A 14716-nucleotide genomic window follows, 5' to 3' on the forward strand; every position below is an offset into this window, starting at 1 on the left:
GCGAGGGCGTACTTATATTATTGCCGCTGCGCCTCTGCGCGGCTGTCGGGGGCTTCCCGATCGATACTCGGCACTTAAGCCGTTAAATACGGTGTCCTTCACGTTGCTCTGCGTTCTGCTGCTGCATCAATGCAACGTGAATGACTGAGTCTGTCATTTATTTCTTCGCCAGCTCCTGGCTGATGGTCCAGAGCTCCCGGCGTTCCTCACTGCTTAAACCGTGTGTGCGATCGCGAGCTATCAACTCTTCCTGTCGCAGTTCCAGCAGTGAATCAAACATATGGTTGAGCGAGTCGGTGAAGGTTTGTTCAGCGATATCTTTATCTGCTATATCGTCCCACATCGACAGTTTTTCAAGGGTTGCGGCCTCTTTTGTGCCGCGATATTGCTCTAAAAGTTGCCCGGTTGTCAGACCAGGCTGCGCCAGACAGCTTTTCACCAGCTCGCCGAACAGGCTCAGCCCCGGCATTTTGCGCGAGTCCAGCCCTTCCAGCGGTGGGACTAACGGCGCCAGATCCGGGTTTTGCACCAGCAGTCCTATCAGTATACGCATGGTCGTGCGTTTTAGCTGTGGTGCGGGGCGCGGCGCGCCATTTTCCGCCTGTTTTGGCATTAAACGTTCAAGCTGGGCGTCATCTAAAATGCCCAGCTTGTTGCCCAGCTCCTGACGCAAATAGATGCGCAGGGTTTCGCCCGGCACCTGGGTTATCAGCGGCAGCGCCAGCGTGCTCAGCTGCGCGCGCCCGTCCGGCGTGCTGAGGTCGACCTGCGGCAGCAGACTGTTAAACAAGAACGTGGAGAGCGGCTGAGCCTGCTCCATCCGCGCCTCGAACGCCGCTTTGCCCTCTTTACGCACCAGCGTATCCGGGTCTTCGCCGTCAGGCAGAAACATAAAGCGCAGCTGGCGACCATCGGTCATGTACGGCAGCGCCGTCTCCAGCGCGCGCCAGGCGGCATCACGGCCGGCCCGGTCGCCGTCGTAGCAGCAGATGACGTTATTGGTCACCCGGAACAGCAGCTGGATATGGTCGGCCGTGGTCGAGGTACCCAGCGAGGCGACAGCATAGTTGATGTCGTACTGCGCCAGCGCCACGACGTCCATATAGCCTTCGACAACCAGCAACCGCGGTGGTTCGGGGTTGTCCTGCTGCGCTTCATACAGGCCATACAGCTGACGGCCTTTATGGAATATGTCGGTTTCCGGGGAGTTGAGATACTTCGGCAGGGCATCGCCCAGCACCCGTCCGCCAAACCCAATCACCCGGCCTCGCTTATCGCGGATGGGAAACATTACCCGTTCGCGGAAGCGGTCGTAACTGCGTCCCTGATCGTTGGTAACCAGCATGCCGGCATCAATAAGCGACTGGCGGTTTTCCTGATTGCCGCCAAAACGTTTTAAAACGTTATCCCAACCTGGGGGAGCATAGCCGATGGCAAAGCGCGTAATCACCTCGCTGCTTAACCCCCGTTTTGCCAGGTACTGGCGCGCAGGGTCGGCGGCGGGCTGCATCAGAGACTGTTGATAAAACGTATTCAGACCATCCAGTAACTGGTAGAGGTTCTGCCGTTGATGGCGCTCTATCTGGCTGGGTCCGTTGCCTGCTTCATAAGGCACTTCGAGGTTGTGCATGGCGGCCAGCTCTTCGACCGTTTCCACGAACTCGAGCTTGTCGTAGTTCATCAGGAAATCGATAGCATTGCCGTGCGCCCCGCAGCCGAAGCAGTGGTAAAACTGTTTTTCACCGTTGACGGTGAAAGAGGGGGTTTTTTCGTTATGGAACGGACAGCACGCGTGAAAATTTTTGCCCTGCTTTTTCAGCTTTACCCGCGCATCGATCAGATCGACGATGTCGGTTCTGGCAAGCAGATCGCTAATAAATACACGTGGAATTCGTCCAGCCATAAGCCCCGTTATTTCTGATGACTATAAACGAAAATAAGCCGCGCATTCCTTTCGGAAGCACGGCCTTACAACTACAACTCGGTCTGAATTGAGAGCGTCGCTCTCAACAGATTAGTACAGACGAGTACGGCGTGCGTTTTCGCGAGCCAGTTTCTTCGCGTGACGTTTCACTGCAGAAGCTTTAGCGCGCTTACGTTCGGTAGTCGGTTTTTCATAGAACTCACGACGACGAACTTCCGCCAGAACACCTGCTTTTTCGCAGGAACGCTTGAAGCGACGCAGAGCTACGTCGAACGGCTCGTTTTCACGTACTTTAATTACCGGCATGTGCCTCTCACCTTTGATTAATTCGGTTTGCCGCTGGCCGCAATGCCAGCTTATTTCAAAATGGTGCGGAATTTTACTGCAACTACTGCTGCTTTGTAAAGCACCGGCGCCTTTTTTGAAAGGGACTTTTATAAGGGTGAGGAGTATACACGAAGAGAGCACCAGGGGTGAGCAAAGTTTTACATCGCCGGTCATTGGACCTACACTGCGCGGTATTGAAGCGAGGTAAAACAACTCATGCGTGTACTGGGCATTGAAACATCCTGCGATGAAACCGGCATCGCGATTTATGACGACCAGCAAGGTCTGTTAGCCAACCAACTGTATAGTCAGGTGAAACTGCATGCGGACTACGGCGGCGTGGTGCCGGAGCTGGCATCGCGCGACCACGTGCGCAAAACGGTGCCGCTTATCCAGGCGGCGCTGAAAGAGGCCGGTCTGACGGCGAAAGATATCGATGCCGTCGCCTATACGGCGGGTCCTGGCCTGGTGGGGGCGCTGCTGGTCGGCGCCACCGTGGGCCGGTCGCTGGCCTTCGCCTGGAACGTGCCGGCGATTCCGGTACACCATATGGAAGGGCACCTGCTGGCGCCGATGCTGGAAGATAACCCGCCAGCGTTCCCGTTCGTCGCGCTGCTGGTCTCCGGCGGTCATACTCAGCTGATCAGCGTCACCGGCATCGGCCAGTACGAGCTGCTGGGCGAGTCGATTGACGATGCGGCGGGCGAAGCCTTTGATAAAACCGCGAAACTGCTGGGGCTGGATTATCCCGGCGGGCCGATGCTGTCGAAAATGGCGTCCCAGGGTACTGAAGGCCGCTTCGTCTTCCCGCGTCCGATGACCGACCGTCCGGGGCTGGACTTCAGCTTCTCCGGTCTGAAAACCTTCGCCGCCAATACCATTCGCAGCAACGGCGACGATGAGCAAACCCGCGCCGACATCGCCCGCGCGTTTGAGGATGCGGTCGTCGATACGCTAATGATTAAATGTCGCCGCGCGCTGGAGCAAACCGGCTTTAAGCGTCTGGTGATGGCGGGAGGCGTGAGCGCCAACCGCACCCTGCGGGCGAAGCTGGCGGAGATGATGCAAAAACGCGGCGGCGAGGTGTTCTACGCCCGCCCTGAGTTCTGTACCGATAACGGCGCGATGATCGCCTACGCCGGCATGGTGCGTCTGCAAACCGGCGCCAAAGCCGAGCTCGGCGTGACGGTCCGCCCGCGCTGGCCGCTGGCCGAGCTGCCTGCCGCCTAAAGCGTCCTGACACAGGCCGACGTCACGTCGGCCTGCCTTCCTGACTACTCCATACTTTTACACAGCGAGCAGATGGCGCCCTTATGCTTATGCGAGTGCATCACGTCCGGGCGCTCGTACTCTTCCTCACAGCTAACGCATTGATATACGGTGGTCGAGGCGTTCCCCGCCGCGTCATAGCGCGGTTCGGCGATCCCGTCATCTCTCTGCTTAATGTAGTAGCGCCCGCGGGTGAGGATCCCCATCAGCGGGGTCATGACAAAGGCGACGACCAGCGCAATCAGCGGCGAGAAGGGCGCCAGCGTCGCCCCCAGCAGGCCGAAGAAGGCGCAGATCGACAGCCCGGCGGCCAGGCCAAAGGAGACTACGCCCACCGGGTTCACGTTGTAGATCATGCCGCGACGATACTCCGGCTGCGCCGGCGCCAGCTTGAGCAAGCCTTTATTAAAGGTGATGTCGGTCGCCACCACCACGACCCAGGCGATGGCGAAGTTGGAGTAAAAGCCGAGGATCCACGACAGGGCGCTGAACATATCGCCTTCCATCAGCGCCAGGGCAATCGCCAGGTTGACCACCACAAAAATAATCCGCCCCGGATAGCGTTTGGTGGTGCGGGTCCAGGCGCTGGTCCACGCCAGCGAGCCGGAATAGGCATTGGTGACGTTAATTTTGATCTGCGAGATCACCACCAGCACCACCGCCAGCGTCAGAGCCAGCCAGCCGGGCACCAGGTTATCGAAGACGCTGACGAACTGCTGCACCGGTTCGGTATTGTGTACCGCCGGGAAACGGGTCAACAGATAGAAGCCGAGGAAAGCGCCGATAATCTGTTTGATCGCGCCTAGCACCACCCAGCCCGGGCCGGCGGAAAAGACCGCCAGCCACCAGGCTTTACGGTTCTCAGCGGTTTTAGGCGGCATAAAGCGCAGGTAATCAATTTGCTCGCCAATCTGCATGATCAGCGACAGGCATACCCCGGCGCCGAGCATGATGGCGGTGATATCCACCGTCGACGCGCTGTTTTTACCGGCGAAATGCAGGAAGCCGTCCACCAGCTGCGGATCTTTGACAATCAGCCACACCACCGGCACCACCATCAGCACCAGCCACAGCGGAGTGGTCCACACCTGCAGGCGGGTCAGGGCTTTCATGCCATAGACCACCAGCGGGAGCACCATCAGGGTGGCGATCAGATACCCCATCCACAGTGGGATCCCGAGGCCCACCAGCAGCCCCTGGGCCATGATCGAGCCTTCGAGGGCGAAGAAGATAAAGGTGAAGCCAGCAAAAATAATGCTGGTGATCACCGAGCCGAAATAGCCGAAGCCGGCGCTGCGGGTGATCAGGTCAAGGTCAATGTTGTAGCGCGCGGCGGTGATCGCCAACGGAATGCCGGTGAGGAAGATCACCAGCGCCGCCACCAGGATCGAATAGATGGCGTTGCTGGTGCCCCAGGCCATACCGATGCTGGCGCCGATGGAAAAGTCCGCCAGATAGGCGATGCCGCCCAGCGCCGTGACCGCGACGACGCCCGGTCCCCAGCGGCGGAAGCTCAGCGGGGCGTAACGTAAGGTGTAATCTTCTAAGGTTTCCCGGGAGCCGGAAGTCCGCGCGGTCGCGGGTAATTCAGGGTTGAGATCCAGTGATGACATAGTCATTCCTTAATGGTTAGGCATGACTTGAATTAGCAAACCTTATGCCATATTGCAGGGCAGGCGTGGCGGGGAGGGTGGTGCAGGGTGATAGAAGAGAGGGCAGGGGCTGCACCATCCGGACGCGCTTGCGCCCGGCTGGTGCAAAAGGCCTATTTGCCGAGCATGCCTTTGTCTTCGAGGAAGGCAATAATGGTGCTCAGGCCGTCGCCACGCTTCAGGTTGGTGAAGGTCCATGGGCGATCGCCGCGCATACGCTGGGTATCGCTCGCCATCACCTCCAGTGAAGCGCCCACATAGGGGGCAAGGTCGGTTTTATTGATCACCAGAAAATCGGATTTGGTGATCCCCGGCCCGCCTTTGCGCGGGATCTTCTCCCCTTCGGCCACGTCGATAACATAGATGGTCAGATCCGCCAGCTCCGGGCTGAAGGTGGCGCTCAGGTTATCGCCGCCGCTTTCCACGAAGATAAGGTCGAGGTTACCGAATTTTTCACTCAGCGCTTCCACCGCGGCGAGGTTCATCGAGGCATCTTCACGGATCGCCGTGTGCGGGCAGCCGCCGGTTTCCACCCCGACAATGCGTTCAGGCGCCAGCGCGCCCGCTTCAGTGAGGATGCGCTGATCTTCTTTGGTGTAGATGTCGTTGGTGACCACCGCCAGCTGCCAGGTATCGCGCATCGCTTTGCACAGCGCTTCCAGCAGGGCGGTTTTACCGGAGCCGACCGGGCCGCCAACGCCGACGCGCAGCGGGTGTTTATAAGAATTCATGGCTTCTCCTAGGAACGGAATAATCGGGAGTATTGGGTTTCATGCCGGGCAGAGGCGATGGCGGCGAGCGGCGTGGCCGAACCGATATCGCCGTCCGGCGCGGCCAGCGCGCGGGGCATCGCCGCCGCGTAGTGGTCGCAAAGACGTAAAATCAGCTGTTGAGCGGCCTGCTGGCCGAAGGGCACCAGCTTAACGCCGGCCATCACGGCGCTCTCAATCCAGCTGTAGCCCAGGCTTAGGGCCATCTCGGGCAGCGCGATGCGCCAGCGCACGCCGAGCCAGGCCATCCCGGCGAGCTGGCTTTGCTGGCACAGCGTGCGCCACGGCGGTGGACAGTCCGGCTGCCAGTCGCCAAGCAGGCGGGCAAACGCCGCGCCGCGGTTGCGCTCTTCCTCCCGCAGTTCACGGGTCTCCCGGCAGGCCAGCAGATAAGCCGTCCAGCGCCGGGCCGCGGCGATATCGCCTTGTTCGCAGGCGCGGTACAGGCGGGCGAACAGCGGCAGGTCGACGGTAAAAAAGCCTTCCGTCATCTGCCGTCGCTGCCAGTGCTCGAAGGCCGCGACGTCCGGCACCCATCCGGCTTCCACAGCCCACTCCAGCCCCTGGGACCAGCTGTAACCCCCTACCGGCAGGTTGCTGCTGGCCAGCTGCATCAGCCGCAGACGTTGTTCCGCTGTCGACATGCTAGTGGCTGTGAGCGTGGTGGTCATGATGAGCATGATGATGACCGTGGCTTTCGCTGGCGTAAGCGCCGGCTTCCGGCTCGAACGGCAGCTGGCCAAAGGTCACCGTCAGGCCGAACTGGCGTAGCATATCGTCCAGCACGTGATCGTGATGGTAGCGCAGCTCGCCCGGCATGATCTGCAGCGGTACGTGACGATTGCCGAGGTGGTAGCAGGCCTTCGCCAGCATAAACGGATCGTCGCAGCGCACCACCGACACTCCTTCATCAGCGGCAATCACCTGCACAAATTCGGTGCCGTCTTCGTTGCTGAGCACATCGCCGCCGCGCAGCAGCAGCCCGCGGGGCAGCAGCAGGCCGGCTTCCCGGCCATCGTTGAGGGTGACTTTTACCCGGCTTTTGACGCGAACATCAATCGGCAGCGTAACGCTGGCGGTCGCGGCGGCGGGGGTCTCCAGACGTTGAGTTAAATAAAGCATCCGCTCTCCTTAAAACAGAAAATAACGTTGCGCCATCGGCAGAACCTCTGCCGGCTCGCTGGTGATGAGTTCGCCATCCACCCGCACCTCATAAGTCTGCGCGTCGACGGTGATGTTAGGCTGCAGGCTGTTGTGCACCATGTCGGCTTTCTGCACCGTACGGCAGCCTTTCACCACGGCGATCGCGCTGCGCAGGTTCAGCCGCTCGGCAACGCCGTTGTCCGCCGCCGCCTGCGACAGGAAGGTGAGGCGGCAGTGATGGCGGGCGCTGCCCAGCGCGCCAAACATCGGACGGTAGTGCACCGGCTGCGGGGTTGGAATAGAGGCATTGATATCGCCCATCGGCGCGATGGCGATCATGCCGCCTTTGATCACGGTGGCCGGTTTCACGCCGAAGAAGGCAGGCGACCAGACCACAAGGTCCGCCAGCTTACCCACCTCAATGGAGCCGACTTCGTGTGCGATGCCGTGGGTCAGCGCCGGGTTGATGGTGTATTTGGCGATGTAGCGCTTCACGCGGAAGTTGTCGTTATCCCCTGTCTCCTCCGCCAGCGCTCCGCGCTGCACCTTCATGCGGTGCGCCACCTGCCAGGTGCGGAGAACCACTTCCCCGACGCGGCCCATGGCCTGCGAATCCGAGGAGGTGAGCGAGAAGGCGCCAAGGTCGTGCAGCACGTCTTCCGCAGCGATGGTTTCCCGGCGAATGCGCGACTCGGCAAAGGCCACGTCCTCGGCGATGTCCGGGTCCAGATGGTGGCAGACCATCAGCATATCGAGATGTTCATCGATGGTGTTAAGGGTGTAGGGCAGCGTTGGGTTGGTGGAGGACGGCAAAATGTTCGGGTGGGCGCAGGCGGTGATGATATCCGGCGCATGGCCGCCGCCGGCCCCTTCGGTATGGAAGGTGTGAATGGTGCGCCCGCCGATGGCGGCGAGGGTATCTTCCACAAAACCGGACTCATTGAGCGTGTCGCTGTGCAGCGCGACCTGAATATCCATCTCATCGGCGACGGTTAACGCGCAGTCGATCGCCGCCGGGGTGGCGCCCCAGTCCTCATGGATCTTCAGGCCAATAACGCCCGCCGCCACCTGCTCGCGCAGAGCGTCCGGCTGAGAAACGTTGCCCTTGCCCAGCAGGCCGATATTGACCGGCAGGCTGTCGGCCGCCTGCAGCATGCGTGAGATATACCATGGCCCCGGGGTGCAGGTGGTGGCATGGGTACCCGCCGCCGGGCCGGTGCCGCCGCCGACCATGGTGGTCACGCCGGAGACCAGCGCCTCTTCCGCCTGCTGCGGACAGATCCAGTGAATATGGGTATCGATCCCGCCGGCGGTGACGATTTTTCCTTCGGCGGCAATCACTTCCGTCGCGGCGCCGATGGGGATGGTGACGTTGGGCTGGATGTCGGGGTTGCCGGCTTTGCCGATGGCGAAGATCCGACCGTCCTTCACGCCGATATCGGCCTTAACGATCCCCCAGTGATCGACGATCAGCGCATTGGTGAGCACCAGGTCGACACAGTCGGCGGCCAGCATCTGTCCCTGACCCATCCCGTCGCGGATCACTTTGCCGCCGCCGAATTTGACCTCTTCCCCGTAGGTGGTCAAATCGTCCTCCACCTCTATCCACAGCTCGGTATCGGCCAGGCGCACCTTGTCGCCGATGGTGGGGCCGAACATGTCGGCATAGGCCTGGCGTGAAATATTACTCATCGTTTGCCTCCAGAGGGCCCATGACCTCGCCGCGGAAGCCGAAAACGGCGCGGTGACCGGCGAAGGCCACCAGCTCAACCTCGCGTTTCTGGCCAGGTTCAAAGCGTACCGCCGTGCCGGCCGGGATATTCAGGCGATAGCCGGTGGCCTGCTGACGGTTGAACTTCAGCGCCGGGTTGACCTCGGCGAAATGGTAGTGCGAACCGACCTGAATCGGCCGATCGCCGTGGTTTTCAACGACCACGCGACAGGTCGCCCGGCCGGTGTTGAGGGCTATCTGGCCGGGCTTAACGTGATATTCACCGGGGATCATGGCGCTACCTCAGATAATCGGGTTGTGAACGGTGACCAGCTTCGAGCCGTCCGGGAAGGTGGCTTCGACCTGGATATCCGGGATCATTTCCGGGACGCCCTCCATCACCTGCTCGCGGGTCAGGACGTGACGGCCTTCCTCCATCAGCGAGGCCACGCTTTTGCCGTCGCGGGCGCCTTCCATAATAAAGGCGCTGATCAGGGCCACGGACTCCGGATAGTTAAGCTTCAGGCCGCGGGCCAGGCGGCGTTCCGCCACCAGCGCGGCGGTAAACAGCAACAGCTTGTCTTTTTCTCGGGGGGTCAGTTCCATAACGTTCTCTTAAGTCAGCCAGATTCGGGGAAGTACGGGGGATTTGCCGGTGAGATGAGGGCGCAGAAACTGCCAGACGTCGCGCATCACCTGCTGGCAAATCAGATTATCGTCACTGAGGAAGCGCACCGTCAGCAGGCGGTCGGTCAGGCTGGCGCCGGCGTAGAGGCCGAGCGGCGCCAGCGCGTCGCGCACCCCGTCGAGCAGGGCATCGGTTGCCGGATAGCACAGCAGCGTGCCGACCCAGGGGCGTCCGGCGACGCTGGACAGCTCTCCCTCCTGCAGGTGCAGGCGCTCGACCAGCAGCGGCTCATCGTCCACCCATACCTCCAGCCGGTTGCTGAGGGTGCCGTGGCTGAAGGTTTCGCCAATCACCGGGCGGCCAAGGCAGAGCAGATCCCAGGCCAGCAGCGTGCTGGAGGCACAAAGGTGAAAGGTGGTGGACAGCCGGGCGTTCGCCCCGGGAAAAAAGATGGCATCCTGCGGGAGCCACTCCAGGGTCGCCTGCGGGGCGAGGGTCAACTGCTGGCGCAAAAGCGCTTGCGCGCCGCTGCTGCGGTAAAACTTGCTGGCGCCAGGCATGGTTATCAGGGTATGGCAGCCGGGATCAAGGTGGGCGCTAATCGTCAGCTCATCACCGCCGACGATGCCGCCGGGGGGGTGAAGCAGATAGAGATGACAGGTCTCTTCTTCCGGGTAAAACGGGCGCTGGACGGTCAGCGGGCCGACGTGTTGGGCGCTGGCGAGAACGGTCTTGCCGCCGGCCTGCTGAAAGCGCAGATCCAGCGTGGCCTGCCAGCCTTTTTTGAGTGGTGGTAACACGGTGCCGTGCAATGTTGCGCCCCTGCAAAATCAAGATAAAACAGCAGCAATGAGTATTGATCGGCGGGAGATTATCCCGGTCATACGAAACGCTTATGTCATCTGTTACCCGGAGCGTCGCATCGGGCGCGAGGGGAAAGCGGCATAACCGCTCCGGATTATTCACCCGGATAATCATTGCCGTCAATATCCTGAACCGTTGCCTGGCCGCGGCGGAAAAGGCGTCAGCGCGGTTCACGCCGCGCCGCCGGTCGCTGGCGGGAATTTTGCTGTGGGTCGCCGCTAATGCATTGTTACAAAAGGGGGATGTGGCGATGATCACCAATCATGATGACGTAAGGCGAAAGAGCGGGTGAGACCGCTAAATAGAATCGGGGATCCCTCCGGCTGGGGTGGCCGGGAGGGGAGATTACTTCTCTTCTGGCGTTTTTTTCTTCTTCACTCGCGTCCAGATTTTGCTCTCCTGGCGGCGCCACAGACGCTGAATGTTGTCGTGATGGCGCAGCAGGATCAGGCAGGAGAGCATCGACACCGGGAAGGTGTACTGCGGTTTGAACCACCAGACGTAGAACGGAGCGATCAGCGCGCTGACGATAGCGCCAAGGGAAGAGTAACCGCTGAGCAGGATGGTCAGCAGCCAGGTCCCGGCCATCACGCCGGTCAGGTCGAGGCCGATGGGGGCGATAGCGCCGAAGGCCGTGGCGACGCCTTTACCGCCGCGGAAATGAAAGAAGACTGGCCAGATGTGGCCCACGCAGGCGGCAATCGCCACTAAACCCAGCCAGAACGGCGTCAGGCCCAGCGCCCAGGCGCCCCATACCGGCAGCATGCCCTTCAGCACATCAAAAATAAGTACCGCTACGGCCGCCCCTTTTCCGCCGATTCGTAGTACGTTAGTGGCCCCGGGGTTGCCTGAGCCGCTGTCGCGTGGGTCGGGCAGGCCAGCAAGGCGACATACCAGAATGGCGCTGGAAATGGAGCCGCAGAGGTAGGCGAGGAGTACCAGTCCAGGCGCGATTGCACTCATAACGCTGTTCCGTTTTGAAAATGTCGTTGTATTCTCTGCATCTGTGGATAATACGCATAATTCGCCGGAAGTGGTATCCGGTTTAGCTAAAAAGCAGGCAGGGCGTGATGGATATTGTATTTATAGAGCAACTTTCGGTAATCACCACCATTGGTGTTTATGACTGGGAACAAACCATTGAACAGAAGCTGGTGTTCGATATCGAAATTGCATGGGATAACCGCAAGGCGGCCGCCAGCGATGATGTCAGCGATTGCCTTAGCTATGCTGATATTAGCGAGCGCGTCATCGCGCATGTTGAGGGGGGAAAATTCGCGTTAGTGGAGCGGGTGGCGGAAGAGGTGGCCGACCTGCTGCTGGAGACATTCCAGTCGCCATGGGTGCGCATTAAAGTCAGCAAACCTGGCGCCGTGGCTCGCGCGGCAAACGTCGGGGTGATTATTGAACGTGGCCTTAATCTGAAACAAAACTTTTCAGGTCACACTTGTTAAACAAATTGCGTTTATACCGGTCATAGCATCCGGTCATCAGGCAATTTTACTGGCGATCTCCTACCAGAACGGCAGGTGAATCCTTGTGTACGCCGTGTACGCTGCGGATTGCGCGCCCTCTGGCAGCCGGGTTATGCCTGTTGAACGATACCGTGTTCCTGGTTTTTTTCATTTTACTTTTTTAAAGGGTTTAATTGGATGAGCGATATACACTCGCTGCTGGTGGCGGCAATATTGGGTGTGGTTGAGGGGTTAACAGAATTTTTACCTGTTTCCAGTACCGGTCATATGATTATTGTTGGTCACCTGCTGGGGTTTGAAGGTGATACGGCAAATACCTTTGAAGTGGTTATTCAGCTAGGCTCGATACTCGCCGTGGTGGTGATGTTCTGGCGTCGCCTGTTCGGCCTGATCGGCATCCATTTCGGCAAGCCGCCGGCGCATGAAGGCAAGGGCAGCGGTCGCTTATCGCTTATCCATATCCTTCTCGGCATGATCCCCGCGGTGGTGATGGGGCTTATTTTCCACGACACCATTAAGTCCTTGTTTAACCCGGTAAACGTGATGTACGCCCTGATTGTCGGCGGTGTGCTGTTAATTGCGGCGGAAGTGCTGAAGCCGAAACAGCCGCGCGCGGTCGGGATTGACGATATGACCTATCGTCAGGCATTCGTTATCGGCTGCTTCCAGTGCCTGGCGCTGTGGCCGGGCTTCTCCCGCTCAGGGGCGACCATCTCCGGCGGCATGCTGATGGGCGTCAGCCGCTACGCGGCGTCGGAGTTCTCATTCCTGCTGGCGGTACCGATGATGATGGGCGCCACGGTGCTGGACGTCTACAAGAGCATCGGCTTCCTCAACATGGGCGATGTTCCGATGTTTGCCGTCGGCTTCGTGATGGCGTTTATCGTGGCGCTGATTGCGATTAAAACCTTCCTGCAGCTGATCAAACGGATCTCGTTCATTCCGTTCGCTATCTACCGCTTTATCGTCGCGGCAGCGGTGTACGTGGTCTTTTTCTAAGGCCATCGCCCTCAGCCTTGCGGCTGGGGGCAACGCTGTTCCTTCCACTGCGCCACCGCCGCAATTCTCCGCCGCGTCAGCTCCTCGCGAATTTCCGCCCCTTTAAAGCCCGCCGCTACCACCTCTTTGGTGGAGACCGACTGCGCCACTTCCCAGGCTTCCAGCAGCAGGCGCCCCTGCGGATAATCGCTGGCCTCAAAGCTGGTACGCCCGCGGACGTCGGCTTCGCTGGTGAGGGCGATCTGTTGCACGCGCTGCGGTTTACGCCAGGCGTCAATGCTGTCGAAAAGTTTGACGAGGGTTTTTGGCTGCAGGATCGGCAGGGTGTGGATCAGATCATGGTACTCCGCCACCAGTTTCGCGAGATCGCGGATATCGTTCGGCACCCGCAGACGCGCGCAGAGCTGCTCCACCAGCTTGACTCCCGCCGGGCCATGGCCGTGGTGACGCGGCCAGAGCGCTTTCGGCGTCAGCCCTTTGCCGAGGTCATGGCACAGGGTGGCGAAGCGCACCTCGACGTCCGGCGATAGCATCGCGGCCATCGTGACGGTCATCAGGGTGTGCAGGCCGGTATCGATTTCCGGGTGCCATTTGGCCGGGGCCGGCACGCCGTACAGGGCGTCAATCTCCGGGAACAGCACCTTGAGGGCCTGGCAGTCGCGCAGCGTCTGGAAAAAGACCTGCGGGTTGCGGGTGGTCAACGCGCTTTCCGTCTCTTTCCACACCCGCTCCGGCGTTAAATGGACCAGTTCGCCAGCCTCAACCATGGCGGCCATCAGGGTCTGGGTCTCTTCGGCGATGCGAAAACCGAGATGGGCATAGCGGGCGGCAAAGCGCGCCACGCGCAGCACGCGCAGCGGGTCTTCGCTAAAGGCGGGAGAGACATGGCGCAGCAGGCGCTGGCGGAGATCGTTTTGTCCGCCGTAGGGGTCGATAATCGTGCCGTCGGCATCCTGGGCGAGGGCGTTGACCGTCAGGTCGCGGCGCAGCAGATCCGCTTCAAGAGTGACGTCCGGGGCGGCATAGCAGGTAAAACCGGTATAGCCTGCGCCGGATTTGCGCTCGGTGCGGGCCAGGGCATACTCTTCCCGGCTTTGCGGATGAAGGAACACGGGAAAGTCGCGGCCTACCTGCTGATAGCCCGCGTCAAGCATCTGTTGCGGGGTGGCGCCCACCACCACCCAGTCTCGGTCTTTGACCGGCAGTCCTAACAGCGCGTCGCGCACCGCACCACCGACCAGATAACTCTTCACGCCTGATTCTCCCGTATCTGTTTTTCGCAAGATGATACGTAAGTCTGGCAGAGAAGACGAATTAGTTCATCCACCGGTCTTTACGTTTGCGGCTTGGCACCAGATGCGGCAGCACCAGACCCAGCAGCAAACCGACGCCCAGCACGCCGCCGCCGTACATAAACCACTGCATGATAATGGTGCGCTGTTTATCATCAAGCTGCAGATTCGCCGCATTCACCTTCTTCTGCGCGACAACCAGCTCGTTTTTCAACTTTTGGTTCTCGTCTTTCAACGCGTTGATCACGCTGTCGCTGCCGGCGACTTTCTTCTGCATATCCGCCGTGCGCTGGTTCCAGGTGGCGTCGATATTATTCAGCTTATCGGTCAGCGTTTTGACCTGGTTTTCCAGATCCGGGACGCGGGTGCGCAGGCTGGGCTCGTTGCTCAGCTCTTTCAGCGGGATCCAGGCGGTACGCCCATTCGCGTCGCGGATCTGCGCGTAACTGGTGCTGTCGTTGGTTTGCAGCACCGACACTTCTTCCCCGGCGTTGATGGTGCCGACCAGACGATAATTATCGCCCGGGCCGCTGCGAACCCAGGTGTTCAGCTCATCGGAAACGTAGCGCTTTTCTTCTGCGTGAACCGCCGTGGCGGCGCTAAGCGCGAGCAAAGTAAAAGTAATCAGGCGTAATTTTGGCATCAGGTCATCGTTTGGTCAT

The 14716-nt window shown here is 60.1% G+C and carries 17 protein-coding genes and 1 pseudogene; 4 read left to right on the top strand and 14 right to left on the bottom strand.

What is annotated here, in order from left to right:
• Nucleotides 1-157: 157 nt before the first annotated feature.
• Both dnaG and rpsU read right to left on the bottom strand, forming a co-directional pair.
• Complete coding sequence (gene dnaG, locus MKR05_RS08865; RefSeq protein WP_017899733.1) at nt 158-1903, bottom strand: DNA primase; 1746 nt, start codon at nt 1901-1903, stop codon at nt 158-160.
• Between the two features lie 111 nt (nt 1904-2014).
• Nucleotides 2015-2230, bottom strand: coding sequence for a 30S ribosomal protein S21 (gene rpsU, locus MKR05_RS08870; protein ID WP_001144069.1), 216 nt, complete (start codon nt 2228-2230; stop codon nt 2015-2017).
• Between the two features lie 237 nt (nt 2231-2467).
• Here rpsU and tsaD point away from each other — a divergent pair, with 237 nt between their 5' ends.
• Nucleotides 2468-3481: a tRNA (adenosine(37)-N6)-threonylcarbamoyltransferase complex transferase subunit TsaD gene (gene tsaD / locus MKR05_RS08875; RefSeq protein WP_002916879.1), complete on the top strand. Its 1014-nt coding sequence runs from the start codon at nt 2468-2470 to the stop codon at nt 3479-3481.
• A 44-nt stretch (nt 3482-3525) separates the two neighbouring features.
• Here the strand turns inward: tsaD and MKR05_RS08880 are convergent, their stop codons facing one another.
• From MKR05_RS08880 to MKR05_RS08915, 8 genes are all read right to left on the bottom strand, one after another.
• On the bottom strand, nt 3526-5133 hold the full coding sequence (locus MKR05_RS08880) for a cytosine permease (protein WP_064155333.1): 1608 nt from the start codon (nt 5131-5133) through the stop codon (nt 3526-3528).
• Nucleotides 5134-5285: 152 nt separating this feature from the next.
• Nucleotides 5286-5903: an urease accessory protein UreG gene (gene ureG / locus MKR05_RS08885; protein ID WP_023291043.1), complete on the bottom strand. Its 618-nt coding sequence runs from the start codon at nt 5901-5903 to the stop codon at nt 5286-5288.
• A gap of 8 nt (nt 5904-5911) precedes the next feature.
• A complete protein-coding gene (locus MKR05_RS08890) occupies nt 5912-6586 on the bottom strand; it encodes an urease accessory protein UreF (protein ID WP_049015106.1) in 675 nt (224 codons plus the stop codon).
• A 1-nt stretch (nt 6587) separates the two neighbouring features.
• A complete protein-coding gene (gene ureE / locus MKR05_RS08895) occupies nt 6588-7064 on the bottom strand; it encodes an urease accessory protein UreE (RefSeq protein WP_017899736.1) in 477 nt (158 codons plus the stop codon).
• Nucleotides 7065-7073: 9 nt separating this feature from the next.
• Nucleotides 7074-8777 (bottom strand): urease subunit alpha, encoded by a 1704-nt coding sequence (gene ureC, locus MKR05_RS08900; protein ID WP_023291041.1) that lies wholly within the window; start codon nt 8775-8777, stop codon nt 7074-7076.
• Nucleotides 8770-9090, bottom strand: coding sequence for an urease subunit beta (locus MKR05_RS08905; protein WP_023291040.1), 321 nt, complete (start codon nt 9088-9090; stop codon nt 8770-8772). The genes ureC and MKR05_RS08905 overlap by 8 nt, the downstream gene beginning before the upstream one ends.
• A 9-nt stretch (nt 9091-9099) precedes the next feature.
• Entirely contained in the window at nt 9100-9402 is a 303-nt protein-coding gene (locus MKR05_RS08910) for an urease subunit gamma (protein ID WP_002916871.1), read from the bottom strand.
• Between the two features lie 9 nt (nt 9403-9411).
• Nucleotides 9412-10236 carry an urease accessory protein UreD gene (locus MKR05_RS08915; RefSeq protein WP_064157986.1) on the bottom strand — a complete coding sequence of 275 codons (825 nt, stop codon included), beginning with the start codon at nt 10234-10236 and terminating at the stop codon, nt 9412-9414.
• On the opposite strand from MKR05_RS08915, the gene MKR05_RS08920 reads away from it, so the two are divergent.
• On the top strand, nt 10226-10372 hold the full coding sequence (locus tag MKR05_RS08920) for a hypothetical protein (protein WP_032428993.1): 147 nt from the start codon (nt 10226-10228) through the stop codon (nt 10370-10372). The genes MKR05_RS08915 and MKR05_RS08920 overlap by 11 nt on opposite strands.
• A 10-nt stretch (nt 10373-10382) precedes the next feature.
• Here the strand turns inward: MKR05_RS08920 and MKR05_RS26975 are convergent.
• Nucleotides 10383-10511 (bottom strand): annotated as a pseudogene (locus tag MKR05_RS26975) (hypothetical protein).
• Between the two features lie 122 nt (nt 10512-10633).
• Nucleotides 10634-11251, bottom strand: a complete 618-nt coding sequence (gene plsY, locus MKR05_RS08930) for a glycerol-3-phosphate 1-O-acyltransferase PlsY (RefSeq protein ID WP_004205257.1) — start codon at nt 11249-11251, stop codon at nt 10634-10636.
• A gap of 107 nt (nt 11252-11358) precedes the next feature.
• On the opposite strand from plsY, the gene folB reads away from it, so the two are divergent.
• On the top strand, nt 11359-11742 hold the full coding sequence (gene folB, locus MKR05_RS08935) for a bifunctional dihydroneopterin aldolase/7,8-dihydroneopterin epimerase (RefSeq protein WP_004150923.1): 384 nt from the start codon (nt 11359-11361) through the stop codon (nt 11740-11742).
• Between the two features lie 198 nt (nt 11743-11940).
• Nucleotides 11941-12762, top strand: a complete 822-nt coding sequence (gene bacA / locus MKR05_RS08940; RefSeq protein WP_023291038.1) for an undecaprenyl-diphosphate phosphatase — start codon at nt 11941-11943, stop codon at nt 12760-12762.
• Between the two features lie 11 nt (nt 12763-12773).
• Here the strand turns inward: bacA and MKR05_RS08945 are convergent, their stop codons facing one another.
• Nucleotides 12774-14015: a multifunctional CCA addition/repair protein gene (locus MKR05_RS08945; RefSeq protein ID WP_050533730.1), complete on the bottom strand. Its 1242-nt coding sequence runs from the start codon at nt 14013-14015 to the stop codon at nt 12774-12776.
• A 61-nt stretch (nt 14016-14076) separates the two neighbouring features.
• Nucleotides 14077-14697, bottom strand: a complete 621-nt coding sequence (locus MKR05_RS08950; RefSeq protein WP_023291036.1) for a TIGR04211 family SH3 domain-containing protein — start codon at nt 14695-14697, stop codon at nt 14077-14079.
• Nucleotides 14698-14716: the final 19 nt, after the last annotated feature.

The sequence above is a fragment of the Klebsiella sp. K5-204 genome (genome assembly GCF_030128585.1).
GTDB lineage: Bacteria > Pseudomonadota > Gammaproteobacteria > Enterobacterales > Enterobacteriaceae > Klebsiella > Klebsiella quasipneumoniae.

Bases quoted from the DNA above. Each gene is read 5' to 3' on its own strand.
- MKR05_RS08950 (WP_023291036.1), bottom strand. From the start codon at position 14,697: ATGCCAAAATTACGCCTGATTACTTTTACTTTGCTCGCGCTTAGCGCC.
- MKR05_RS08905 (WP_023291040.1), bottom strand. From the start codon at position 9,090: ATGATCCCCGGTGAATATCACGTTAAGCCCGGCCAGATAGCCCTCAAC.
- MKR05_RS08890 (WP_049015106.1), bottom strand. From the start codon at position 6,586: ATGTCGACAGCGGAACAACGTCTGCGGCTGATGCAGCTGGCCAGCAGC.
- tsaD (WP_002916879.1), top strand. From the start codon at position 2,468: ATGCGTGTACTGGGCATTGAAACATCCTGCGATGAAACCGGCATCGCG.
- dnaG (WP_017899733.1), bottom strand. From the start codon at position 1,903: ATGGCTGGACGAATTCCACGTGTATTTATTAGCGATCTGCTTGCCAGA.
- ureE (WP_017899736.1), bottom strand. From the start codon at position 7,064: ATGCTTTATTTAACTCAACGTCTGGAGACCCCCGCCGCCGCGACCGCC.
- MKR05_RS08910 (WP_002916871.1), bottom strand. From the start codon at position 9,402: ATGGAACTGACCCCCCGAGAAAAAGACAAGCTGTTGCTGTTTACCGCC.
- ureG (WP_023291043.1), bottom strand. From the start codon at position 5,903: ATGAATTCTTATAAACACCCGCTGCGCGTCGGCGTTGGCGGCCCGGTC.
- folB (WP_004150923.1), top strand. From the start codon at position 11,359: ATGGATATTGTATTTATAGAGCAACTTTCGGTAATCACCACCATTGGT.
- rpsU (WP_001144069.1), bottom strand. From the start codon at position 2,230: ATGCCGGTAATTAAAGTACGTGAAAACGAGCCGTTCGACGTAGCTCTG.
- MKR05_RS08880 (WP_064155333.1), bottom strand. From the start codon at position 5,133: ATGTCATCACTGGATCTCAACCCTGAATTACCCGCGACCGCGCGGACT.
- bacA (WP_023291038.1), top strand. From the start codon at position 11,941: ATGAGCGATATACACTCGCTGCTGGTGGCGGCAATATTGGGTGTGGTT.
- plsY (WP_004205257.1), bottom strand. From the start codon at position 11,251: ATGAGTGCAATCGCGCCTGGACTGGTACTCCTCGCCTACCTCTGCGGC.
- ureC (WP_023291041.1), bottom strand. From the start codon at position 8,777: ATGAGTAATATTTCACGCCAGGCCTATGCCGACATGTTCGGCCCCACC.